The organism is Virgibacillus xinjiangensis, assembly GCF_042643145.1.
GTDB lineage: Bacteria > Bacillota > Bacilli > Bacillales > Amphibacillaceae > Virgibacillus_O > Virgibacillus_O xinjiangensis.
Genome location: NZ_JBHRSA010000028.1, coordinates 1 through 21,923 on the forward strand (window position 1 = coordinate 1; position 21,923 = coordinate 21,923).

A 21,923-nucleotide genomic window follows, 5' to 3' on the forward strand; every position below is an offset into this window, starting at 1 on the left:
AATGGTCTGTGCTCCTGGAGGCAAGAAAAAAAGCTTGTAGAAAAACACAGGGTTTCTCTACAAGCTGAAGACCGGCCTATATAGGCCGGTCTATTTTCTTTGGTTCCTTCCCTATCTACTCATCTTGCAGAATAGCATCCATTAAGGTACTATAGAAAGAAATCAAGGGGAAATGAAAGGAGGTAAAGACATGCCACAGGATATTCCGACAGGTGAGATTGCGAAAGCACTGTATACAATCAACCGCCATGCTAAGACAGCTCCTGAACCCAAGCATCTCTACCACATTAAGAAAGAGGCGATCAGCCGTCTACTTAAGGAAAAAAAAGCAGAGAAAATTGGTCTGCATTTCTCCGACCATCCAAAGTTCAGTAATCAGCACTCTACACTTCTGGTCAAAGTGGCAGATTACTATTTCCATATCCCTCCGGCGAAAGAAGACATCAAAGGATTAAAGCATTTAGGCTCTCTGGATCAAAGTTATCGTAATCCTCCCGCCAAAATGTCTCTCTCACAAGCAAAGAAAGCCATTTACCAGTATATCGGGTGGAAACCGAAAAAAGAGAAGCAAACCCGGCAAAGGAGAAGCTATTCCTCTTCCTACTTCACTCCTTCCTCCCTGGGTAAGATGGAATGGCCGCCTACGAAACCACATCGGCATTTCTGAAGATTCATGTATACAACATAGGACCATATCAGGTTTTATCACCCCTCCGTTAAGGTATTAGATTACTAAAGGAGGGTAAAACAGATGCAACACTTACAAATTTTCATAAATGAACTGGAAAAGCATGCTCAACAGACACATCGTCTGAAAGACCAATTTGAAAAACTATCGGATTCTGAGAAAGAACTGGTGATGACAGCAGCGCCACACAGCCTCAAGGAACCCCAGGAATATTACATCCCCGTGTATAAATGGCTGGAAAACTTGCAGAACAATCTTCGCGGAGGTACACACGTCCAATAATCATAAAATAGCTGTCCATCATTTGGGCAGCTATTCTAGTCTCGGCCCCACTGCTGGTTTCTCCTTCTCTCATCTAATTCTTTTCGTAAACCTTCGATAAATCGTCGTTATTATCAATCCTCCACCAAAAGCAGCAAAACCTTGTAAAACTACTTTCAACAGGTATGCATAGTGCTCATCCCCTGACCAAACAGTGAGTAACAATAATGAGGCAAGTATTCCAAAGCTGGAAACAGCATAACTTAATAGATGGATCATTTTCTTAAAAACCATCCAATGGACGATAGGCTCTGCAACCTTGTAAACGACCAGGATGCCAATTAGGGTAATGGCAAGTAAAATATACGCTTCTTTAGCCCATTCCGGCAGAAGAGCAATCCTATCCATCATTTTCTGCAGCACATTATCCCTCCTCCTTCCCTGTTTTCTATCACCATTTTAAACAATAGAATTAGTGTCTATACCTTGAGACTGATGCTTCAAGTATAGAATTTTCTGTTATAATTGGCGTTGGGTATGTATTAATTAGGAGGGATGAGATGAATAAGGCATTCTTATATATTATTTTAGGTGCGGCTCTATGGGGAACGATTGGCTGGTATGTCAAGAACTTGTATGAATTTGGTTTCACTCCAATGGAGGTGGTCACTTTAAGGGTATGGTTCTCCGCTGTCATGCTTGGGGGCTATCTGTTGATCGCATCACCTGGAAAACTCAAACTAAAGCAGGCTACAGACCTGAAGTATTTTCTCGGCACCGGCATATTGAGCATCATCTTTTTCAATTACTGTATGTTCTCGGCCATTGAACTTTCCACCATTCCAATGGCAACTGCCTTGCTCTATACAGCTCCAGCTTTTGTGACAATTCTCTCTTCCCTGCTGTTCAAGGAGCCTCTGACAAAAATGAAGATGGCTGCTTTGCTGATTACCTTGGCAGGGACTTGCCTGGTAGTGGGATTAATGCCATGGAGCCTTGGGAACGTGCAATTGGTCAGTGTTTTATTCGGACTTGGCTCAGGTCTGGGGTATGCTTTCTATAGCATCTTCAGCAAGTATGCGCTTAAAAAATATACGAGTTTGAGTATAACCGCGTACACTTTCATCGTAGCGTCACTGGCCCTCCTGCCACTCTTTCCTTATGCGGACAAGGCTCATCTCTTTACAGATCCCAAGGTCCTCTTTTTTGCTGCAGGATTGGGGTTTTTACCTACTTCTGTCGCTTATATCATTTATACTTACGGACTCCAGCACACAGAGGCTTCCAAGGCTTCGATCCTCTCCACTATTGAGCCTGTTGTAGCTACTGTGATCGGTGTTTTTGTATTCCAAGAGAGCTTCTCCTCCATACAGACAGCTGGTATGGGTCTGATCATCGGGGCTGTAATACTCATTCAACTGTATGGTAGCAGTGCAGGACATATACTCCCGCTGAAGCGAAAGAAAACAGGATGATTAACTATTAACCATCCTGTTTCTCTTTCACCAATTCTTCTTGCCTTCTTTCCAAGCGCATTTCTATTTTGGTGATTTCTTTTTCATTATCCAGTAATTCTTCTTTATTTTTTTGAACCAATTGTTCAAAATTTAACGATTTAGGTCTCATGTGGTACACTCCTTTTATGTTTATATGGCTATTATACCCCAGTTTTCATCTAGTAAATCGAAATTATTTGAACATTTTATAACATTTTATTTTTTTAGTTTGTTTGGAGGATTGACAATTGGAACATTTATTGAATGAAAACGTAAAAAGTATTGAAATCTCTGGAATTCGCAAGTTCTCTCAGTTGGTCTCAGAGGAAGAAGATGTCGTCTCCTTGACGATCGGCCAGCCAGACTTCGATACTCCTACCAATGTTAAGCAGGCGGCAGAGCAGGCGCTGAAAGATAACCGCACCACCTATACAAGCAATGCGGGAATATTGGAGCTGCGGAAAGCAATATCCACTTTTCAAAAGAATCACTACGGTCTAGAATATGATGCTAATTCCGAGATCATCGTCACCAATGGAGCATCCCAGGCAATCGATATCACTTTCCGAACCATTTTAAGACCGGGTGATGAAGTCATCCTCCCGGCTCCGATTTATCCCGGTTATGAACCATTAATTCATTTAGCTGGAGGCAAGGCTGTCCATGTGGATACGACAGAGTCAGATTTCAAACTGACGAAACAGCTGTTGATGAGCGAGATATCAGATAAAACGAAGTGTGTGGTTCTTCCCTCCCCTTCCAATCCGACTGGTGCTTCCTATTCTCAGGAAGAATACCGTGAACTGGTGGATGTACTGAAGGAAAAAGATATTTTCATACTATCGGATGAAATATACAGTGAACTATCCTATGGTCAGCAACATACTTCCATCGCTGGTTTCCCAGAAGTGAAGAACCAAACAATTGTGATAAATGGTGTTTCGAAATCCCATTCGATGACAGGATTCCGTATTGGATATGCCCTCGCGCCGGGATGGCTGCAGACCCATATGCTGAAAGTGCACCAATATAATGTGTCATGTGCCTCATCTATCAGCCAGTATGCAGCATTGGAAGCACTTCAATCAGGTACAGAGAGCACAGAGCAGATGAGAGCCGAGTATAAAAAAAGACGTGATTACGTTTATAACAGGCTGGTTGACATGGGATTGGAAGTTTCCAAGCCAGAGGGCGCTTTCTACCTCTTCCCGAAATTCCCTATAAAGGAATTGACCTCCTTCGAGCTGGGATTGGATTTGGTTAGAACAGGCGGAGTAGCTTTGGTGCCGGGAAGCAGCTTCTCTTCGGAAGGCGAACGTTATATGCGTCTCTCCTATGCATACAGTATGGATACACTGAAGAAAGGACTGGATCGCCTAGAGATCTACCTGCAGCAAGCAGCCCTGAGCTAGGCTATATGTGCTCTTTTCCATAGAGACTGGGTCTGGGCTGACCAACACTGGATAACAGCGAATGAATTGGTTCATTCACTCCATCCACTGATGTACAGCTTTCCAAATGAAACCACCTGCCTCCTGCTTTCATTATCTTTATGATGGCAGTAAAAGCTCGAAGGCAAGATGTACTTATGCTAATATAATAGTGAAGGAATGTTAGCAAGAAAGGGTGGCTTTCTTTGACAAAGGAAAATAGTGAATGGATGGAGTGGGGAAAAGCAATCGTTGTGGCCTTACTCATAGCATTCATCTTAAGGTCTTTCATTTTCGCCACTTCTATTGTTGAAGGGGAAAGCATGGAGCCTACTCTAGAGGATGGGGAAAGGGTAATCTTCAATAAGATTGTCTACCTGCTCGATGAGCCAAATCGCGGGGATGTAGTGATCATTGAACGTCCCACAAAAAATTACGTAAAAAGGATTATTGGTTTACCGGGAGAGACTATTGAAATAAAAAATAACAGGTTATATATCAATGGAGATAGATACGAGCAGACTTTCTTGAGTGAGATGAACCTCGAGCGGACTGGCAATATCGGGCCAGTACATATTCCTGAAGAAAACTATTACGTAATGGGAGATAACAGAGCCATCAGCAAGGACAGCAGGAACGGACTTGGTTTTATAGAAGAAGATGCTATTATAGGGAAATCAGAAGTGATCATTTACCCATTCAGTGAATGGGGAGTCACACGATAAGCAAAAGCCAAGAAACAGGCCGTTATTTGTCGACCTGCTTCTTGGCTTTTATGCTTCATTATCAAATAGACAGTATCCTATATTAAGCGCTAAAATACCAAAGCAGACAGCGCCAAAGGCGATCTCCCATAATTCCATGTTATTGGCTCCCCTTTCAAATGTTATGCGTTATCCTACTGGAACACCTATGTGTGGTTTCTCTTTATCATCATACCAATTTCCCCAACCTAAATAAAGTATTATTATGTTAAAATATAGAATATATAAGACAGGTATACATAATTACCGGACCTGTCTTAGAAGATTACCCGGTAGCTATATGACCGGGTATGAATGGTAAAAAGCAGGTGAATTCATGCTATATTGCCCTTATTGTGGTACGGAAATCAAGATTGGTGAAAAATTTTGTGTCCATTGCGGAAGACAACTGCCTGTAGATTTAGAGAACCGTATCAGCGAATTACATAGCAATTCCGGTAGAAGCTGGCTCCTTCCAGGAATGGTCTTGGTAATTATGCTGGCTGCGTTAGGTTCTTACTATATCTACCTTCAACATACTACAAATAAAGCAAAAGAACTCTATACCCTGGGAGAACAGAGTTTCAAGGAAGGTGAGTTGCATACAGCACGAAACTCATTTGCCGAAGCGGCCGAGTTGACGAGTGGCTTTCCACAGGCGGAAATCTCTTTGCAATTCATGGATATTGCCTTGAAAATAGATCATTCGCTGAAAAAGGCAGACAAACTTAGGGAAAATAACGAGTTTCAACAAGCTTTATCTGTCGTAAACGAAGCGGAAAATGAATTGAAGAACTATAGAGGCTCTGCTGTCGATCAGCTGCTTGAAAAAATCTCCACAGAACGGGAAACCATAAAGACTGCTCATTTAAGTGAGCGAATGAAGGAAGAACCGGATATTGATCAATTGAAACTCCTGCTCTGGGAAGCAGAGGATTTGACAGGTAAGGAAGGTGCCGATATGGCAGCTTCCATTCGAGATAAAATTATTGCATTCACATTTTCTAATGCCAGTAAGCAATTGAACAATTATCACTTCAATGATGCGAAACTGCTCGTAGATGACGGGCTGAAATATGCGCCTGCGTCGGAAAAACTGCGAAGCTTGAAGACTACCATCGAGAAAGAACAATCCGCCTTTGAAAATGCCCGAATACAGCGGGTGGAACAGGCCATCAATACGGCTGCCCAAGACGACCAGCTCAATGAGAAAGATGCGGTGAAATTGTTGTCCGTACAGGCTCAGAAAGATGGTGAGGGAAATTTAAAGGTATCCGGTGAAGTCAAAAGTGTTGCAACTGTTCCGATTGGCTCCATACAGGCTGAATATGCTCTCATCACAGGAGACAATGAGGAAATTTTCTCAAACAAGGTATATGTGTACCCCGAAAAATTATTTCCAGGAGAAAAAGGAGAATTTGAATTCACTCATTACGAAGCAGGCCTGCAAAACGAGAAACCTGACGTCGAAGTGAAAAAAGTTACCTGGTATACAGATGATGAATAGCATGCAGAAGTTCAATGAGGTGTAAAATCATGCGGAAACGTCTTTTCCTACCCATCCTGCTGTCAGTAATTATATTGCTAGCAGGGATTGCTGGATTTCTCCTCCTTCAGGAGCAATGGAAAAAAGAAGAAACGGAGATTAACAACCCCTTCCTCCAAAAAGTTAATTCGGATAACCGGGATCTTGATCTAAAAACAATCATCCACCAGTCTGAAAAAAATGTCCTTCAAATACAAGGTCGGACTGAAAACAACACGACCACCGGTTCTGGTTTTCTTTATAACGAAAAAGGAGACATTATCACCAATGCCCATGTCATTGATAAGGCGGATATCATATATGCCCGCACGGCAGACGCTCGAGTCTACCCTGCAGCTGTTGTCGGTCTTAGTAAAGAGACTGATATAGCCGTCATTCGCGTTCCCCAGCTTGCTGGACAAAGGTATGCATCCGTGCAAAGAGAAGATACAGCAGAAATCGGCGATGAAGTTATTGCCCTCGGGAGTCCGCATGGCTTTCAGAATACAGTAACCACTGGCATTATTTCCGGCAAAGACCGCCAGTTTATGGTAGACGGTTATAACTATTCCAATGTATATCAGATATCTGCTTCCATTACCCATGGGAACAGCGGTGGCCCCTTGATTAACAGATATACGGGCGAAGTGATTGCCGTCAATTCAGTTGGCACAGAAGATGGCACCATTGGATTCAGCATACCTATACATGAAGTCATTGAACAGGCAGAACAATGGTCAGAACAGGCACATAATGACCAACTTGAGTTTGTACAGGCAGAAGATATGCTCACAAGCTCCCAGCCTGAAGCCCTTAAAGAAGACGCCGAATACTTGGTGGATTACTTCCTGGACAGTATAGCTATACGGGATTATGTGAACGCCTATACCCTGCTGGGCAGCACCCTCCAAATGGAAATGAGCTATGCAGAATTCCGGGACAGGTATATACAGATAGTGGATATTCATTATGACGAGCTATCCAGTGATCTCAACGATAACCAAAGCGTCAGGATCGAAACAGAAATACAGATCAAGAGCAATCAACAGAATCAAAAAGAAACGAAGCTGACAGCCTATCTATACGAATTCCTCCTAGGTTATGAAAATGATCAGCTTAAAATACTTGATATCATGGCAACCGAAATGTGACCTTGTAAAAAACTGACGTCTATTTGACGTCAGTTTTTTTACATCTGGCCAAGAAAAAATCCGCTTTTTATCCAAAACTGGGCGAATCGTCCATACACTTTCCTTATTCAGACATATAGTATAACTGTAAGTAGGAGGTGGATAGAAATGGGATATAATAATTACGGTGTAGGTGGCTACGGCAATAATGTCGGCGGCTTTGGCCACAATGCCTGCGGCAATTATTATGGAGGCGATTCCTTTGCACTGATCGTCGTTCTCTTTATCCTTCTGATTATCGTAGGCGCAACTTTCTATTGCTAGGCTTTTTTTAGGCAGACTCTTTTATTTACTTCTTCTCTCTATCTCGTATAACCAGTAACGTTCGGTGTTTTGACTCTAAAACAGCTTGTGCCCTTGGGCACAAGCTGTTCATACATAAAAGGGATCAGCCAATGATCATCTTTTCTTTTGGATAATGATAATTCCCGCTTTTCTTGGTTGTTTTGAAAACAAACAGCAAGGTCACAATTCCTACCCGTCCTATGAACATCAGAAGCATCAGCATAATCTTGCTGAACGTCGACAATTCACTGGTAATGCCAAGGGAAAGCCCCACTGTTCCGAAAGCAGATGTTACTTCAAAGAGAATTTCGGGTAGGCTGAATGGCTCAATGATTGTCATCAACAAAACAGAGATAAAGACAAAGATAAGTGACAACAGAGTGACAGTGACAGCCTTTAACAGGTCGTCATCGTATACTTCCCTCTTAAACAGCCTGATTGTTTTTCCTCCTCGCGCATAGCTGATGAGAAAAATGGCAACCAATGCAAAGGTAGTAGTCCTGATCCCTCCCCCCGCACTGCTTGGTGATGCACCGATGAACATCAACATGGACATGAACAGATGGTTCCCCTCCGTAAGCTGGCTCACATCCATGGTCGATAGACCGCCGCTCCGTGTGGTAACCGATTGGAATAAAGCGTAGAAAAAAGCTTCATGCCAACTTTTTCCTGCAAAGAAATTATTGAAGTCTAGCAGATAAATAAACCCAGCTCCAACCACCAACAATACGAGAAAGGTCATAGTGGTTACCTTTGTAAATAAACTGAACCGCATTTTGTGTCGGTCTTCTCCTTTAGCAAATATAAAGCTCTTCACTTCAATAAGGACTGGAAAACCGATGGCCCCGAAAATGATCAGGAGAATATTGATGAACTGGACAAAATAATCATTGCTGAAAGGTTCTAGAGAGGCTCCTGTAATATCAAAGCCTCCATTGGTAGTGGCACTGACCGAACCGAAAAAGCCATGCATATAAGCCTCCCCTGCTGTAGGGAAATATTGAAGGAAATACGTTCCTAATACTAGGAAGCCAATCAATTCTATCGTCAAGAGAACAATGACGATCTGCTTGATTAGTCTTACCATTCCTTCAAAGGATGTTTGATTCTGATCAGTCATGATAAGGCGGCGCTCTTTCAGAGTTATCTTTTTCCCCAGCAGCAGCCAGATGAAGGTTCCGATTGCCATCACACCTACAGCACCTAACTGCATGATCAGCGCAAGTACAATTATACCAGCAGTACTCAAGGTATCAGCTATCGTGATGGTACTTAACCCGGTCACACTGAAGGCACTTACCGATGTGAAAAGGACATCAATGAAGGCAATATCCACACCATCCTGATATATGAACGGCATGGACATCAAAGTAGTCGAAATCATCACAGCAAGGAAATAGAAAATCAATAGGATTTTAAAAGGGGACAGTGTATGTACCCATCTCATTACTTGGTTCTTCTGTCTATAATACATGTTGGTACTCCTTATGGATTGCGGTATTAACCGATTACTGAAAACCCAGTCAACAACATACTGGCTTACTGGTAAGCCTCAGTAGAAACTTAGGTTACATCCTTGAATTTACGAAGAAGCTCTTCTCCCTCATATCCTTCATTAATCAGCAGTGTAAGCATCTCATCAATCTTATTTTTCTGACGATCCACCATCGTAGCAATCAATAACACATTCATATTGTCGGCAATCTCGTTCACTTCAATGACGGAGGCGATGAAGGTCGCTGGCTGGTTGGTTTCTTTCGTGATCTTACCTTGGACGATAATCTCATCACCCGATTCATATAAAGAATTAAAAAAATGAAGATAGGATTGATTGGTATATAGTTCTATGAGCCACCGATTCTCGGCGTCTTCACGGTTGATGATCAATCCATCCAGTAAAGAAATTTCATCCTGGACAATATCGTCTGCTTCATGTTTCATGATATCTAATGATTTCAATTTAAATGTTTTCATTAGCATCCTCCCTCTCCATCACCATGTTGCCTGTCTTTAGCAGTGATTATAGTTTATCAAAAAATGCCAGTAATTGATATTCAAGTCCAGACCATGTTTAGTGCTAACTATGTAAGGGTACGTGGTTACCAAACAGATTAAAATCGTGAGGTGACTTAAATTGCCGGAAATTTCATCCTATGAAATAGAACTGGACCGAAATATAGGCACTCAGGATATTATAGCGCTACATCATTATTGTTCCAAGAGCCATTTAAATATTTATTTGTACCGTGACAATTTGATAGCAGACGCAGGAAACCTGCCCAAACTATTATCATTTTTTTATTTTAATCGGAAAAACCAACCTTTCGTCATGATCCTCGATGGCGAGAATGTAAAAGAAGGATACAGGGAAATCCATTCCTTGCTGAAGGAAAAAACGATCCATGAAGAATTGCGTGCCAATCATAAAATGACCGGTGATAAATCGGTTGCCATTTAAGCCTAGGTTTCCCTGATCTAACCATTCTTCCAACTATTGAACCATATTCATACCTCGTGTGTCGAAATGTGAAGCAATGATAGAAATCAACAGGTGCAGACTCTTTTACTCCAACGTACTCATACCCCTTCTTTAATTTAATAAACTATATGAAAACTGCCTGAAAATGGCAGTTTTTTTTGCAGATGGACTGCTAAATATTCCATATTATTGTATAATTGACTATATTCACATATTGAATGGCTGCTTGCCCATAGGAGATATATAAGAAGAGGAGTTCATTGCCATGCGCAGACTATTATTTCTGATTCTTTTTTTGTCCCTCTTGGCCTCTTGTTCCGAAGATAATGAACCAGCGATTGTCAAGCAGGAATCCGCTGGCTCTGGAATACAACCGGAATTGATGGAAGACGAACAGGAAGATGAGACAATCGAATGGATCGAGTTTCCCTTGGAAGACGAACAGATTATCATCAACCTCCAAGCTGTCCCTATATTAAAGGGATATTTAGCAGCTGCCGAGTACCCGAATGAAAAAATTAAAAAAATGGATCTGGAGCGTATCCACCCAGAGTTAAGTATTTATCTGCTTGAATTCTCTTGCACCAAAGAATTATGCTCCTATCTTCTGTTGAATCCATCGGAAAGTAATAAGGCCTTCCTGCTTGCAGACATGGCAATATTCGAAGGAATGCACCTGTCACCGGACGAAGATAGAATGGCATTTGAATTCAGTCGCACATCCTTCGACCGCAGTGCCGCAGACCTTATCGTTATGGATATCAACAATTGGGAAAAGCTTCCTCTCTTAGAAAAAGAAGGCGATAAAGACGTCCTAGAGTATCAGCAAATTCTTGACCATGTGCGATGGATTGATAATGATCATCTTCGTGTCGAAACAGCCGACCAGATGCAAACCTCCAGTGAAAACGAGGATATTTCCGATCCAGGACAGGCTTCTAACAAACGTACCCTAAAAATTATCAAGAAATGAGGAATAATAACAATGAACGAAACAATCGACACTATACTCAGCCATCGTTCCATCCGAAAATTTAAAGATGAAAAGCTGACAAAAGAACAAATACATACAATCGTCCAATCTGCTCAGCAGGCTTCCACCTCCAGTTTTGTGATGGCTTATACCATTATCGGCATTACAGATGAATCAAAGAAGCAAGCTTTAATGGAAGTTTCCGGGCAGCCCTATGTAAAAAATAATGGTCATTTATTTGTATTTTGCGGTGACCTGCATCGGGCGAACGTACTGGGAGAAAGAGCCAAGAATGCTGATCATGCATCGATCACTGAAACAATTGAAAGTACGGAACAATTCATTGTGACGGTAATAGACACAGCACTGGCAGCACAGAATGCCGTCCTGGCAGCAGAATCAATGGGACTAGGTGCATGCTTCCTTGGAAGTTTGAGAAATGATATCAATAAAGTCAATGATCTTTTGAACCTTCCGAAGCACGTTGTTCCCCTATTTGGCCTGGCAGTCGGTTACCCTGATCAACAGCCTGAAATCAAGCCCCGGCCGGCGATTGAAACCATTTATCATGAAAACAATTATTTGGAGGATGAAAAACAGGCGCAATTTATTGGTGAATTTGATAAAAAGCTGAAGGATTACTATAATAAACGTAGCACAAATACCAGAATAGATACCTGGACCGAGCAAATGATCAGAAAATACTCCAATCCTCAACGACTGGATGTTACCCCGTTCCTCCACAGCAAACAATTGAATAAACGTTAAGTCACTAAAACAGCACTTCTGTGATGAGTGCTGTTTTTTAATGGAATGGAAGTTCTTCAGCATGATCGATCACTACTTCTTCCCCATCTGCCGTGAATTCTGCATGGATGTATACCTTACATGCATTTTCTTCATTCAAAGAGAAAATAGCATCTGTCTTGGGCAAGTATATATCCCCGCTATTTAATCTTCTGTGTACAGGACTCCCGGTGAAGTCATGGTTCCTATGTCCAAAGGATACGGAGGCCAGGGGTGTCCGGTGTTCAATTTCAATGGATTCCTTGCCTAAATACTGCAAGGAACGAAGCACTTCTATCTTATCCTCCTTCCTCCCTATTTTCACATGCAACACAAACTCCCCAGATTCCTTTTTAATATATCTTTCTTCCTGCAAATCCCTCTCCTCTTCTAAAAATGGGAAATATAACCACCCTATAAAAATCAGCGTCAATCCAGGAAAAATAAGCAACCACTTCCGCAATTTCACTCCTCCTTGCTTCCCTCTATCCGATAATACGGATAACTTCTCTAAATGTTTCGTTTCTTTCCTATTCTACAGGGTAAAATCAAAAAAAGTACGTATGCATATTTCACTCCGGTCCATCGCATGATAAGACATGTATCCCACGGTGAAGGAGGAGCAGAAAATGACAGTAGGCACACAAGTAAAACAAACGATTGCCGGTCTTAAAAGTGCACAGGCGAGTTTTGAACAATTTGCCTTGCAGACGGAAAATAAACAGGCGAAACAGATGTATGAAAGCGCAGCACAGCAAACCCAGGCCATCTTACAGAGTGTTGAGCCAAGGGTGCAGCAGATGGAACAAGAAGAACCACAATATAAAGGATTCTAGAAGCAAAAAGAGGCAGGTCTGTCCAGACCTCCTCTTATCTCCTCTTACTAAACAGAATGGATGATTGTCATGAAATTATGGAAAGCTATTATATTATGCAGCTTCCTCTGGTTTGCGGCCGGATGTAATACAGATAACCAACAGGAAGGTTCTACTAATGATTCCATTGATATGACCCAGATATCTTCCCAAAACGCAATCGACCAGACTCCTTCCAATCAGGCCAAGGAAAGACTGAGCAAGCATCCAGAAGTAACAGGTGTTAAAGCTGTCAATACTTCCAAACATATGCTGATTGGTATGGAAATTGAACATATGAAACGATTTCAGCTGGCTAAATTCCGTAAAGAACGCACCAAAGAAATGAAGAAGCATTTCTCTGATATGCACGTAGAATTTTCAACAGATCAAAAAATCCTCTTAGAGCTGGAACGGATTGAAAAGAAGCTGGATAAAGGAAAATATTCAAAGAAAGAATTGAATAAAGAGCTGGATAAGCTAATTAAACTTTCGAAAGAACAGACCTAAAGAAAAGAGTGACAGAAATGGCAGATCAAAAGAAAAAAAAGCTACCACCAGAAGCTCAGGCCTATCAATCCTTCCAACAGAAACGAGAAGTGAAACGTCCTGTCTTTAAAAATTGCATCAAAGCTTTTTTGGTTGGTGGGTTCATTTGCTTTATCGGTCAGATCATTTCCACCTTCTATATGTATAATTTCAATTTTACGGAACAAACAGTTGGAAACCCCACCGTTGCTACCCTCATCTTTTTAACCATGCTCCTTACGGGTTTTGGGGTGTATGACCGGATGGGACAATTTGCAGGCGCGGGGACTGCTGTACCGGTAACAGGGTTTGGCAACGCAGTAATTTCCTCAGCTATCGAGTATCGTACCGAAGGATTCATTCTCGGGGTCGGAAGCAATATGCTGAAATTGGCGGGCCCTGTTATCGTATATGGAGTATTTGCTGCCTTTGTTATTGCGCTGATCAAAACTATTCTCATCCAATGGGGTGGATTGTAATGTTAGTTGGACATCGTACATGGATCTTCGATAATAAACCCTCCATCATTTCTACTGGTACGGTAGGAGGACCATTTGAAGCCAAAGGCAATATTCCAAATGATTTTGATATCCTGCATGATGATATGTGGCTCCAACAAGATTCATTCGAAAAGTCCCAACAAATGATGATGGAAGAGGCATGCCAGGTAGCCATTAAGAAAAGTCCCATAGAAAAAGAACAGGTGGAATTTTTCTTAAGCGGAGATCTCATCAATCAGATTACTCCCTCAAATTTTTCTGCTAAAACTATGGGAATCCCCTACTTTGGCTTGTTCAATGCCTGTGCAACATCGATGGAAAGCCTTGCTCTTTCCGCCCACATCATCAATGCTGGAGGAGCCAACTATATTCTTAGCGGAACTGCAAGTCATAATGCAGCTGCCGAAAAACAATTCCGTTATCCAACAGAGTACGGTGGACAGAAGCCACCCACCTCCCAATGGACAGTCACCGGCGCAGGTTGCGCTTTGGTGGCAAAAAACGGGGAAGGACCAGTGGTCACTTCCGCAACAATTGGAAAAGTCATGGATATGGGGATTACGGATCCCTTCAACATGGGAGGCGCCATGGCTGCTGCTGCAGTGGACACCATTGAGGCTCATTTAAGGGAACGGAATGTGGATCCTTCCTATTATGATTTAATTATCACAGGCGACCTTGCACATATAGGAAGAGAAGTCTCCTTTGATTTGCTGACTGAGCGGGGGTGGGATATACAGTTGGATCAGTATGTTGATTGCGGATTGACGATTTATCGGGAGGATCAGCCGGTACTGGCCGGTGCAAGCGGCTCTGCCTGTTCAGCTGTTGTTACGTATGGACATTTCCTAAACGCCATGAAACGAGGCGAGTTGAATCGGATTCTAGTTGTTGCTACAGGAAGCCTTCACTCCCCATTGAGTATCCAACAAAAAGATCCAATCCCATGTATTGCGCATGCAGTATCCATTGAGTCAGGAAGTGATATATCGTGATATTTTTGTGGGCTTTTATCGTTGGCGGGTTCATTTGCGTTCTCGGTCAAATAATGTTCGACGTGTTCAAGCTGACTCCAGCACATACGTTGACCATCCTTGTAGTCCTGGGTGCCATTTTGGATGGGTTCGGATGGTACGAGCCACTTATCGACTTCGCAGGAGCCGGTGCAACCGTTCCGATTACAAGCTTCGGCAACTCTCTAGTGCATGGTGCAATGGCAGAAGCAGAAAAACACGGTCTAATCGGAGTGGTTACCGGGATGTTCGAAGTGACCAGTGCCGGTATTTCTGCTGCCATCATTTTTGGGGTGATCGGAGCCCTCATTTTCAAGCCAAAAGGATAGGAGTGAACAGAGATGACTGTTGGTTCACAAGTGAAAAGCTGTTATGCATCCATTAAAAGTGCTGAGGCATCTTTGGAGATGCTGGCTAATAAAGCGAAAGACCAGGAAACAAAGAATGCATTTTTTCACGCTGGCAATATACTGTTAGATATAAAAAGCGATTTAAAACAACAGGTCATTGAACTGTCGAAAGAAGAACCGCAGTACTAACAGAGGGCAAGGATTCAACGTAATGGAAAGGACGTGATTAAATGCCGGATTGGTTGATTATCGTTATCAAATCAGTGTCACTGCTAGTCGTCCTGTTTGCCCTGACGAAGCTGCTTGGGACAAAGCAGCTGTCTCAGCTTAATGTTTTCGAGTATATCACGGGTATTGTCTTGGGCGGGATTGTTGCTGTTCATACGATTGATCCGGATGGAACTATTGCCTATGCATTTATTGCTATGTTCATCTGGTTCATTGTGCCATACGGCGTTGAATATATCTCCCTGAAAAGCAAAGCATTCCGAAACTTTACCGAAGGAAAAAGCACGGTGTTCATTCAGGATGGAAAAATCATGGAGGACAATCTAAAAAAGGCAGGCTACTCTACAGATGATCTCCTCGAAAAGTTGAGGGATAATAATATATTTTTAGCATCGGATGTAGAGTTTGCAGTTTTGGAGCCTTCCGGAGCATTAAACGTCCTTCCTAAACGGGAGAACCGACCGCTCACCCCAAAGGATTTAGGCTTGAAACTAGCTCCTCAAAAGGAACCCCAGACAGTTATTATGGATGGGAACGTCCTGCATGAACCTCTGGCCAACTTGAATCTCAACATTAACTGGCTGGAAACTGAGCTGGAAAAAATGGATGTCAGTCTGGAAAACGTATTCTTGGGGCAGGCCGATACGAATGGACAATTGTATGTTGATTTATATGATGATATGATTGCCGTTCCTAACCCGAGTGAAGTCCCCCTCCTGCTTGCAACGTTGAAAAAAGCCCAAGCAGACCTGGAGTTGTTTGCACTTGCTACAGATAACCAGACATCCAAATCTATGTATGAGCGGAATAGTAAAAGACTTCAGCAGGCCATTGATATGATAACCCCATACATGACCTGAGTCATTCTCAACCACATAGATCTACTTCCCTTCAGGAGTGTTCGCAATTAAAAGAGGAAAGCCTCCACGGCTCTCCTCTCTACTCATTAGTGCCTTCATATTTTGCATCAGCGAATCTTCAAGGCAACCTTACCAAACTGGCTTCCCTCTTTCAGATAATCAAATGCTCGCTGTGCCTCGTCCAGATGAAACACCTTGTCCACCACAGGCCTCATTCCAAAGTTGTTGACATGATGCAACATTGCTTCCAATTCCTGTCTGCTGCCCATGGTTGTGCCAAGCAGCTGATATTGACCGTAGAAGAAACTTCGCAGATCGAAGTCTACTACATCCTCTGTAGTTGCCCCGAAGGTGACCATTTTTCCACCTTTTTTAAGAACCCCCAAGGAGCGGTTGAACGTGGCACGCCCAACACTTTCAATCACTAAATCCACTGTTTCATTTTTCAATTCCTCCTGCCAGTCACTATCATTATGGATAACAACATCGGCTCCCAATTCTTCCGCTTTTTCCAACTTATCCTCACTGCGGGAGGAAACAATAACTCTTGCCCCTGCATTTTTGGCAAACTGGACAAGATAGGTGGACACGCCGCTACCTGCACCTGGGATGAATACAGTGTCCAACTCTTTGATTTGCCCTTTCGTGAACAGGGCTCTGTATCCAGTAAGGCCTGAGAGTGCAAGGACACCTGCTTCCTCCCAGGAAAGATGTCCTGGCTTCAATTCCACTTGCTCTGCTGAAACAACGATCTTCTCGGCAAAGGTGCCATGGTCAGGCATTCCTAGAATGTCAAAAGTTTTCGGAGGTGCATCGGTATTATACTTCCAATTCAAGGATGGGTTGATAATGACTTCATCTCCCTGGCTGACATTACTGACGCCTTTTCCCAGAGAGTCGATCACTCCTGCCCCGTCCGAGCCAAGAATAAGAGCATCTGCTTGGTCGCCTCTGCGATTAGGAAGCCCTACATCCCGCCGGTTCAACCCTGCAGTCTTCAGGGATACGACTACCTCTCCTTCTCCAGCTTCCGGTTCTGGCATATCTTTAATTGTCAGTTCACCGTCTTCATGTATAAATGCTTTCATCCGTTTCATCCTTTCTTGTAGTGGTAACTGAATCGTCGTAACTGTTCCATGTCCGTAATATCATACGGGAAAAGTGGGACATAGATCAATTCCTGTCTCACAAATGCCTCTTCAATCATTTTCAAGTATCGTTTCTCGTAGTCCTTGCGTTGTGTCAAAAATTCCCCATCCGCTTCAGGGGGCAATACTTTATTGACAATGATCGTTTTAACATGGAGGTGGTAATCATCCAATAATTTGACCGCCTTTTTCGTCTCGACGATTGGCAGCCGTTCCGGGTTCAGTACAAATATGAAACCGCTGATCTTATCATCCAGCAATATCTTTCTAGCTTGGGAAAACCTCTCTTGTCTTTCACGCAACACTTGATAGATAGGATCGTCTACCGGCTCCCCATCATTCAGTAGCTGACTGTAATTTTCATTTGTTTTTCTCCGGCGCTGCAGCAATCCATCGATCCATACTCCCATCAATTCTGGAAGGGATAGCAATCGGATAGTATGTCCCGTTGGCGCCGTATCAAACACAATTTTATCAAAATTTTCCCTTTCTTCAAGAATAATGGAAATCAATCGATCAAATAATGCTGCCTCATCCGCACCAGGAGATGACTTGGCAGTATCGAGCTGCCGGTGGACTTCTTCCATCATGGTAGATTGAACGGTCCCTTTGATATTCTCTTTTACTCCATTGATATACTTCTCCGTCTCTAAATCTGGATCAATCTCCAAAGCAGATAGATTACGGTCCACCTGTTTTATTACTCCGCCTATAGGTTCATTGAATATATCCCCAAGATTATGTGCCGGATCTGTAGAAACCAGCAGTGTACGATTGCCTTCCTCAGCTGATCTCCAGGCGATCGCGGCTGCAGAAGTGGATTTTCCGACTCCGCCCTTTCCTCCGACAAAGATAATTTCTTTTTTTAATACTTCCATCATGCAGACGTCCTTCCTTCAACTAACAGCAGCGGATTCCGTTTAGCGGGGATTTCTCCATCCCCATCCGCAAGTGCCAGTCATGAAATTTCTCTATCATCATCGGATACAGTTCAAGCGTGTAGTAATATACAGGATTCGGGATCCCGATCATTTCTGAGTACAGTAAAAGCATGAATAAGTCGTCTTCATCCCTCAGTTCCCTGGCAATCTCTTGCCGATGTGGCATACTCAATACCTCTTCATAATATTTAACCAGCTTTTTCATCTGCTCCAGCATGAGCTCACCTCTTCTTTCCTGTCATAATCTGCAGGTAAAACTTCAAAACAAAGAAGAGATCATTCCTCAATGACCTCTTCCCTTTCCTATCAAATCTTATGCTTTCTTCTCTTCGTCCATTTCCTCATCAAACTTGCCTGTCATAGCTGAGAATGCTGTTACGATGATCCAAAGAGTGAAGCCGAAGATGATTGCTCCCAATACGAATAGCAGTGTATTGGAATCGCTGCCCCACCAGGACCATTCAAAGACGACTTGCTGGAACATGGCATATAAGGTCATAAACATCAAGAAAATCATCGGTATCAGGGTAACAGCGTAATTCCTGCCCAAACGCTTAAGCCAGATGGAAACCAGCAATAGACTGATACCAGCTAGAAGTTGATTGGAAGTACCGAATAATGGCCAGATCAGATACCCTCCAGATCCAAAACCATTAGGCCCTTCAGGAATCAATACAAGTGCAGCACTTGAAACTACTGCTACTGTAGTTGCCACGTGGGTCTTGGTCAGTGCAGGCACATTATACTCAGTGCCGAGCTCAGCAATGATATAACGCATCAGCCTTACGGAAGTATCCAATGTAGTAGCAGCAAAGCTGACGACAATGATGGAAACAATCGTCGTAGCTACACCAGCTGGGATCGCTAAACCTCCGGCAAGCTGTGCCGCTCCTTCTACGAAGGTTCCCAGACCGATCGCATTTGCTTCCGTGAACCCCGAATAAGCATTCGTGAACTCCGTAGTACTGGCGAAAAATGTTGCTACCGCCAAAATGGAAACTAATGCAAGAATCCCTTCACCCACTGCTCCGAAGTATCCGACAAAACGGGCGTCTGTCTCCTTATCCAGCTGTTTGGAGGATGTGCCGGATGAAACGAGGCCATGAAACCCCGAAATAGCACCACAGGCTATGGTAATGAACAATAACGGCAGCCACGGTGTATCTGCATTGGAATTTGTAACAGGAGCTGTGATCTCTGGGTTGGTAAAGAGCAGACCGAGATATAGGATGGCCAGCCCGACCACAAGCTGATGAGAGTTGATGAAATCCCGCGGCTGGAGAAGCTTCCAGACAGGAAGTGTGGAAGCGACATAAACATAAGCCATCAAAACGACAATCCAGATCAGAAATGCTGTAGAAACAGCTCCGAGACCGAATAGTCCTGTTCCATCTTCTCCTCCCATATACCTGACCAAATCAATCTGCAAAAATTCCGTGCCACTGGCCACAACAGCGGTCAAGTACATGATTGCCAATGCAATCAAAGATGGTACAAGCATCTTCATATTACGTTTATAGGCTGCATAGCCGATCCAAATAGCCAATGGAATCTGGATGAATACTGGCACCACACTCGCTGGATAGGTGATGAACAAGTTGGAAATCACCCAGGCAAATACCGCATTTACCATTAAAACCAAGATTAAAATTATGAATAAAAACAAGATTTTTCCGCGTTGTCCGATCAACTTATCGGCAATAGTACCAACGGACTGTCCTTTATTTCGGACAGAGAGTGCCAAAGTACCGAAGTCATGGACCCCTGCTGCAAAAACAGTTCCCAGGATGACCCACAGAAAGGCTGGCAGCCACCCCCAGTAAACAGCAATCGCCGGACCAAGAATTGGCGCAGCTCCTGCAACAGAAGTAAAGTGATGCCCCCATAAGACAAATTTATTTGTCGGGACAAAGTCCACACCATCCTTGTATTTATGGGCAGGTGTGACATAATTTGGATCCAATCTGAAAATCTTTTCGGCGACAAATTTGGAGTAGTAACGATAACCTAATGCAAAAATAACCAAACCAATGATTGCAACCACTATTCCCGGCATTTCTCTTCCCCCCCTTTTATTCAGGACGATTCTCCTACCTTCCTTTCAATTGGTTATGGCCGAAGAAGGTCCTGTATAACGCTATGTGTAAGCGCTATTATCTAGTACAATTATATTATAATTTGTAAATTATTCAACAATTTAGAACTATAAAATACAAAAAAAGGCTGGGTCCATCTGGAACCACAGCCTTTTTCTCTTAATAATACAGTTTTCCCTGTCTATAGATAATGGTAGAAAGTTTCATAACCGAATGGATAAAGCAATTTTCTCTTAGGGAATGATGGTTATCGAAATACTGGGGGTAAACTGTATCAAAAGTCTTTTCCATTTTAGTGGTCAGTTCCTGAAAAACTTCTTCTTCTTCGAGAAACTGGGTCTCCCTTCCTTGAAGCCACTCCAAATAGGATACAATTACCCCGCCAGCGTTGGCTAACAGGTCTGGCAAAATGATCGCCCCCTGCTCGTTAAGGTACTCATCTGCTTCTTCTGTCACTGGAGCATTCGCACCTTCCACCAGTATTTTAGCCTTGATCTTCTTCATATTACCTTTATGGACTTGACCGCCAAGGGCGGCGAAAATCAATACATCACACTCTACTTCCAGCAATTCATCCCGGTTGTGGATATCTGCTTTGATATTCGCTTCCTTCACCTCGTCTTCCGTTATGGGCAGATTATTATGATTGGTGGAAGTAAATCGTATCAAATTAGGGATATCAATGCCATCTGGGTTATATAAAGTTACATTCTTATCACTTACCGCTACTACTTTATTATTTAGATAATCACATCGATACGCTTCCAAAGCTGCTACTGACCCAACATTGCCGAATCCCTGAATCGCAACGCTAAGGTTTTTATCCTGATGTTCCAGCGCTGTTTTAGCATACTTGCTCTTCCGTTCTCCAAGCCAATCCTTATTGTCCTTAACAAAATCATGCAACAAATAACGCAGGGTGAAGTATACCCCTCTACCTGTTGCTTCCCTTCTGCCAAGAGAACCACCGTTCATAACACTTTTTCCTGTAAAACTTTCCCTGTATCTCTGCCCCGGATGGATGCTTTTATACTCTCCCATCATCCAATCCATTTCCCGCTCACTTGTACCGACGTCTGGAGCAGGAATATCTTTCTCCGGTCCCAGGATCTCGCTGAAATACTGCACATACTTTTTGGAAATTGCATATAACTCCTTATCACTGAAATCAGCCGGGTCGATGACCACCCCGCCTTTAGCTCCGCCAAATGGCACTTCATGCAGCGCGTTCTTCAATGTCATCAAAGAAGCGAGATCTTCTACCTCCGATTCTTCCACTGATTCATGATAACGGATGCCTCCTTTATATGGACCGAGCATGTTGTTATGCTGTACGCGGAATGAAGGGATCCGTTCCACCCGGTTATCTTCGAGGCGGACCCTCAAATAAGATTTATGGACATGATTCGGAGTGGAAATAATGGAGGCTAATGAAGTGAAAGCCTTCTCCCTGGCCTCCCCTTCAAGTTCCGGCAAAAAGGTCGGATCATCCCTCAAGGCTTGCAGCGACTTCGTTACAATCTCCTTGGAATTGTCTAGCAAAAGTAGT

Annotated in this window: 28 protein-coding genes; 18 read left to right on the forward strand and 10 right to left on the reverse strand. The window is 43.0% G+C overall.

Annotated features, from left to right (window positions below; translation table 11 throughout):
• Positions 1-190 precede the first annotated feature (190 nt).
• Together ACFOGI_RS06560 and ACFOGI_RS06565 are read left to right on the forward strand one after the other, a co-directional pair.
• Positions 191-667, forward strand: coding sequence for a YkyB family protein (locus ACFOGI_RS06560; RefSeq protein ID WP_390270282.1), 477 nt, complete (start codon positions 191-193; stop codon positions 665-667).
• Positions 668-751: 84 nt separating this feature from the next.
• A complete protein-coding gene (locus ACFOGI_RS06565) occupies positions 752-970 on the forward strand; it encodes a hypothetical protein (RefSeq protein ID WP_390270285.1) in 219 nt (72 codons plus the stop codon).
• A 69-nt stretch (positions 971-1,039) separates the two neighbouring features.
• On the opposite strand, the gene ACFOGI_RS06570 is transcribed toward ACFOGI_RS06565, so the two are convergent.
• Positions 1,040-1,372, reverse strand: coding sequence for a hypothetical protein (locus ACFOGI_RS06570; protein ID WP_390270288.1), 333 nt, complete (start codon positions 1,370-1,372; stop codon positions 1,040-1,042).
• 137 nt (positions 1,373-1,509) lie between these two features.
• Between ACFOGI_RS06570 and ACFOGI_RS06575 the strand changes: the two genes are divergently transcribed.
• Positions 1,510-2,424, forward strand: a complete 915-nt coding sequence (locus ACFOGI_RS06575) for a DMT family transporter (RefSeq protein ID WP_390270291.1) — start codon at positions 1,510-1,512, stop codon at positions 2,422-2,424.
• 7 nt (positions 2,425-2,431) lie between these two features.
• Here ACFOGI_RS06575 and ACFOGI_RS06580 read toward each other — a convergent pair whose 3' ends face one another.
• On the reverse strand, positions 2,432-2,575 hold the full coding sequence (locus ACFOGI_RS06580) for an FbpB family small basic protein (RefSeq protein ID WP_390270294.1): 144 nt from the start codon (positions 2,573-2,575) through the stop codon (positions 2,432-2,434).
• 118 nt (positions 2,576-2,693) lie between these two features.
• Between ACFOGI_RS06580 and ACFOGI_RS06585 the strand changes: the two genes are divergently transcribed.
• The 5 genes from ACFOGI_RS06585 to ACFOGI_RS06605 all read left to right on the forward strand — a co-directional run bounded on the left by ACFOGI_RS06585 (position 2,694) and on the right by ACFOGI_RS06605 (position 7,597).
• Positions 2,694-3,857, forward strand: a complete 1,164-nt coding sequence (locus ACFOGI_RS06585) for an aminotransferase A (protein ID WP_390270297.1) — start codon at positions 2,694-2,696, stop codon at positions 3,855-3,857.
• A gap of 248 nt (positions 3,858-4,105) precedes the next feature.
• Entirely contained in the window at positions 4,106-4,600 is a 495-nt protein-coding gene (gene lepB / locus ACFOGI_RS06590; protein ID WP_390270444.1) for a signal peptidase I, read from the forward strand.
• Positions 4,601-4,955: 355 nt separating this feature from the next.
• Positions 4,956-6,125: a zinc ribbon domain-containing protein gene (locus ACFOGI_RS06595; protein ID WP_390270300.1), complete on the forward strand. Its 1,170-nt coding sequence runs from the start codon at positions 4,956-4,958 to the stop codon at positions 6,123-6,125.
• A 29-nt stretch (positions 6,126-6,154) separates the two neighbouring features.
• Complete coding sequence (locus ACFOGI_RS06600) at positions 6,155-7,294, forward strand: S1C family serine protease (protein WP_390270303.1); 1,140 nt, start codon at positions 6,155-6,157, stop codon at positions 7,292-7,294.
• A gap of 147 nt (positions 7,295-7,441) precedes the next feature.
• Complete coding sequence (locus tag ACFOGI_RS06605; RefSeq protein ID WP_390270306.1) at positions 7,442-7,597, forward strand: YjcZ family sporulation protein; 156 nt, start codon at positions 7,442-7,444, stop codon at positions 7,595-7,597.
• A gap of 124 nt (positions 7,598-7,721) precedes the next feature.
• On the opposite strand, the gene ACFOGI_RS06610 is transcribed toward ACFOGI_RS06605, so the two are convergent.
• Positions 7,722-9,092, reverse strand: coding sequence for a TrkH family potassium uptake protein (locus ACFOGI_RS06610; protein WP_390270310.1), 1,371 nt, complete (start codon positions 9,090-9,092; stop codon positions 7,722-7,724).
• Between the two features lie 89 nt (positions 9,093-9,181).
• Positions 9,182-9,592 (reverse strand): YwpF family protein, encoded by a 411-nt coding sequence (locus tag ACFOGI_RS06615; protein WP_390270313.1) that lies wholly within the window; start codon positions 9,590-9,592, stop codon positions 9,182-9,184.
• Between the two features lie 160 nt (positions 9,593-9,752).
• On the opposite strand from ACFOGI_RS06615, the gene ACFOGI_RS06620 reads away from it, so the two are divergent.
• The 3 genes from ACFOGI_RS06620 (at position 9,753) to nfsA (ending at position 11,838) form a co-directional block, all read left to right on the forward strand.
• A complete protein-coding gene (locus ACFOGI_RS06620) occupies positions 9,753-10,076 on the forward strand; it encodes a hypothetical protein (protein WP_390270316.1) in 324 nt (107 codons plus the stop codon).
• 286 nt (positions 10,077-10,362) lie between these two features.
• Positions 10,363-11,070 carry a hypothetical protein gene (locus tag ACFOGI_RS06625; RefSeq protein WP_390270319.1) on the forward strand — a complete coding sequence of 236 codons (708 nt, stop codon included), beginning with the start codon at positions 10,363-10,365 and terminating at the stop codon, positions 11,068-11,070.
• A gap of 12 nt (positions 11,071-11,082) precedes the next feature.
• Positions 11,083-11,838 carry an oxygen-insensitive NADPH nitroreductase gene (gene nfsA / locus ACFOGI_RS06630; protein WP_390270322.1) on the forward strand — a complete coding sequence of 252 codons (756 nt, stop codon included), beginning with the start codon at positions 11,083-11,085 and terminating at the stop codon, positions 11,836-11,838.
• 37 nt (positions 11,839-11,875) lie between these two features.
• On the opposite strand, the gene ACFOGI_RS06635 is transcribed toward nfsA, so the two are convergent.
• Complete coding sequence (locus ACFOGI_RS06635) at positions 11,876-12,319, reverse strand: hypothetical protein (protein ID WP_390270325.1); 444 nt, start codon at positions 12,317-12,319, stop codon at positions 11,876-11,878.
• Positions 12,320-12,485: 166 nt separating this feature from the next.
• Between ACFOGI_RS06635 and ACFOGI_RS06640 the strand changes: the two genes are divergently transcribed.
• The 7 genes from ACFOGI_RS06640 (at position 12,486) to ACFOGI_RS06670 (ending at position 16,189) form a co-directional block, all read left to right on the forward strand.
• On the forward strand, positions 12,486-12,692 hold the full coding sequence (locus ACFOGI_RS06640) for a DUF1657 domain-containing protein (protein ID WP_390270328.1): 207 nt from the start codon (positions 12,486-12,488) through the stop codon (positions 12,690-12,692).
• Between the two features lie 69 nt (positions 12,693-12,761).
• Positions 12,762-13,220 (forward strand): hypothetical protein, encoded by a 459-nt coding sequence (locus ACFOGI_RS06645; RefSeq protein ID WP_390270332.1) that lies wholly within the window; start codon positions 12,762-12,764, stop codon positions 13,218-13,220.
• Positions 13,221-13,237: 17 nt separating this feature from the next.
• Complete coding sequence (spoVAC, locus tag ACFOGI_RS06650; protein ID WP_390270335.1) at positions 13,238-13,717, forward strand: stage V sporulation protein AC; 480 nt, start codon at positions 13,238-13,240, stop codon at positions 13,715-13,717.
• Positions 13,717-14,733, forward strand: a complete 1,017-nt coding sequence (gene spoVAD, locus ACFOGI_RS06655; protein ID WP_390270338.1) for a stage V sporulation protein AD — start codon at positions 13,717-13,719, stop codon at positions 14,731-14,733. The genes spoVAC and spoVAD overlap by 1 nt, the downstream gene beginning before the upstream one ends.
• Positions 14,730-15,080, forward strand: coding sequence for a stage V sporulation protein AE (gene spoVAE, locus ACFOGI_RS06660; protein WP_390270341.1), 351 nt, complete (start codon positions 14,730-14,732; stop codon positions 15,078-15,080). Before spoVAD ends, spoVAE begins: the two co-directional genes overlap by 4 nt.
• A 12-nt stretch (positions 15,081-15,092) precedes the next feature.
• On the forward strand, positions 15,093-15,290 hold the full coding sequence (locus ACFOGI_RS06665; RefSeq protein WP_390270344.1) for a DUF1657 domain-containing protein: 198 nt from the start codon (positions 15,093-15,095) through the stop codon (positions 15,288-15,290).
• Positions 15,291-15,331: 41 nt separating this feature from the next.
• A complete protein-coding gene (locus ACFOGI_RS06670) occupies positions 15,332-16,189 on the forward strand; it encodes a DUF421 domain-containing protein (protein ID WP_390270347.1) in 858 nt (285 codons plus the stop codon).
• A gap of 107 nt (positions 16,190-16,296) precedes the next feature.
• Here ACFOGI_RS06670 and ACFOGI_RS06675 read toward each other — a convergent pair whose 3' ends face one another.
• The 5 genes from ACFOGI_RS06675 to ACFOGI_RS06695 form a co-directional block, all read right to left on the reverse strand.
• Positions 16,297-17,277, reverse strand: a complete 981-nt coding sequence (locus ACFOGI_RS06675; protein WP_390270350.1) for a zinc-binding dehydrogenase — start codon at positions 17,275-17,277, stop codon at positions 16,297-16,299.
• 5 nt (positions 17,278-17,282) lie between these two features.
• Positions 17,283-18,215, reverse strand: coding sequence for an ArsA family ATPase (locus tag ACFOGI_RS06680; protein ID WP_390270446.1), 933 nt, complete (start codon positions 18,213-18,215; stop codon positions 17,283-17,285).
• A gap of 22 nt (positions 18,216-18,237) precedes the next feature.
• Entirely contained in the window at positions 18,238-18,495 is a 258-nt protein-coding gene (locus ACFOGI_RS06685; protein ID WP_390270354.1) for a cory-CC-star protein, read from the reverse strand.
• A gap of 96 nt (positions 18,496-18,591) precedes the next feature.
• On the reverse strand, positions 18,592-20,334 hold the full coding sequence (locus ACFOGI_RS06690; RefSeq protein WP_390270357.1) for a carbon starvation CstA family protein: 1,743 nt from the start codon (positions 20,332-20,334) through the stop codon (positions 18,592-18,594).
• A 199-nt stretch (positions 20,335-20,533) separates the two neighbouring features.
• Entirely contained in the window at positions 20,534-21,916 is a 1,383-nt protein-coding gene (locus ACFOGI_RS06695; RefSeq protein WP_390270360.1) for a Glu/Leu/Phe/Val family dehydrogenase, read from the reverse strand.
• Between the last annotated feature and the right edge of the window lie 7 nt (positions 21,917-21,923).

What these genes read in the sequence shown, in the direction of transcription:
- ACFOGI_RS06560 (WP_390270282.1), top strand. Translation starts at nt 191, where the DNA reads ATGCCACAGGATATTCCGACAGGTGAGATTGCGAAAGCACTGTATACA.
- ACFOGI_RS06565 (WP_390270285.1), top strand. Translation starts at nt 752, where the DNA reads ATGCAACACTTACAAATTTTCATAAATGAACTGGAAAAGCATGCTCAA.
- ACFOGI_RS06575 (WP_390270291.1), top strand. Translation starts at nt 1,510, where the DNA reads ATGAATAAGGCATTCTTATATATTATTTTAGGTGCGGCTCTATGGGGA.
- ACFOGI_RS06580 (WP_390270294.1), bottom strand. Translation starts at nt 2,575, where the DNA reads ATGAGACCTAAATCGTTAAATTTTGAACAATTGGTTCAAAAAAATAAA.
- lepB (WP_390270444.1), top strand. Translation starts at nt 4,106, where the DNA reads ATGGAGTGGGGAAAAGCAATCGTTGTGGCCTTACTCATAGCATTCATC.
- ACFOGI_RS06595 (WP_390270300.1), top strand. Translation starts at nt 4,956, where the DNA reads ATGCTATATTGCCCTTATTGTGGTACGGAAATCAAGATTGGTGAAAAA.
- ACFOGI_RS06600 (WP_390270303.1), top strand. Translation starts at nt 6,155, where the DNA reads ATGCGGAAACGTCTTTTCCTACCCATCCTGCTGTCAGTAATTATATTG.
- ACFOGI_RS06605 (WP_390270306.1), top strand. Translation starts at nt 7,442, where the DNA reads ATGGGATATAATAATTACGGTGTAGGTGGCTACGGCAATAATGTCGGC.
- ACFOGI_RS06610 (WP_390270310.1), bottom strand. Translation starts at nt 9,092, where the DNA reads ATGTATTATAGACAGAAGAACCAAGTAATGAGATGGGTACATACACTG.
- ACFOGI_RS06615 (WP_390270313.1), bottom strand. Translation starts at nt 9,592, where the DNA reads ATGAAAACATTTAAATTGAAATCATTAGATATCATGAAACATGAAGCA.
- ACFOGI_RS06625 (WP_390270319.1), top strand. Translation starts at nt 10,363, where the DNA reads ATGCGCAGACTATTATTTCTGATTCTTTTTTTGTCCCTCTTGGCCTCT.
- nfsA (WP_390270322.1), top strand. Translation starts at nt 11,083, where the DNA reads ATGAACGAAACAATCGACACTATACTCAGCCATCGTTCCATCCGAAAA.
- ACFOGI_RS06640 (WP_390270328.1), top strand. Translation starts at nt 12,486, where the DNA reads ATGACAGTAGGCACACAAGTAAAACAAACGATTGCCGGTCTTAAAAGT.
- ACFOGI_RS06645 (WP_390270332.1), top strand. Translation starts at nt 12,762, where the DNA reads ATGAAATTATGGAAAGCTATTATATTATGCAGCTTCCTCTGGTTTGCG.
- spoVAC (WP_390270335.1), top strand. Translation starts at nt 13,238, where the DNA reads ATGGCAGATCAAAAGAAAAAAAAGCTACCACCAGAAGCTCAGGCCTAT.
- spoVAD (WP_390270338.1), top strand. Translation starts at nt 13,717, where the DNA reads ATGTTAGTTGGACATCGTACATGGATCTTCGATAATAAACCCTCCATC.
- ACFOGI_RS06665 (WP_390270344.1), top strand. Translation starts at nt 15,093, where the DNA reads ATGACTGTTGGTTCACAAGTGAAAAGCTGTTATGCATCCATTAAAAGT.
- ACFOGI_RS06670 (WP_390270347.1), top strand. Translation starts at nt 15,332, where the DNA reads ATGCCGGATTGGTTGATTATCGTTATCAAATCAGTGTCACTGCTAGTC.
- ACFOGI_RS06675 (WP_390270350.1), bottom strand. Translation starts at nt 17,277, where the DNA reads ATGAAAGCATTTATACATGAAGACGGTGAACTGACAATTAAAGATATG.
- ACFOGI_RS06680 (WP_390270446.1), bottom strand. Translation starts at nt 18,215, where the DNA reads ATGGAAGTATTAAAAAAAGAAATTATCTTTGTCGGAGGAAAGGGCGGA.
- ACFOGI_RS06685 (WP_390270354.1), bottom strand. Translation starts at nt 18,495, where the DNA reads ATGCTGGAGCAGATGAAAAAGCTGGTTAAATATTATGAAGAGGTATTG.
- ACFOGI_RS06690 (WP_390270357.1), bottom strand. Translation starts at nt 20,334, where the DNA reads ATGCCGGGAATAGTGGTTGCAATCATTGGTTTGGTTATTTTTGCATTA.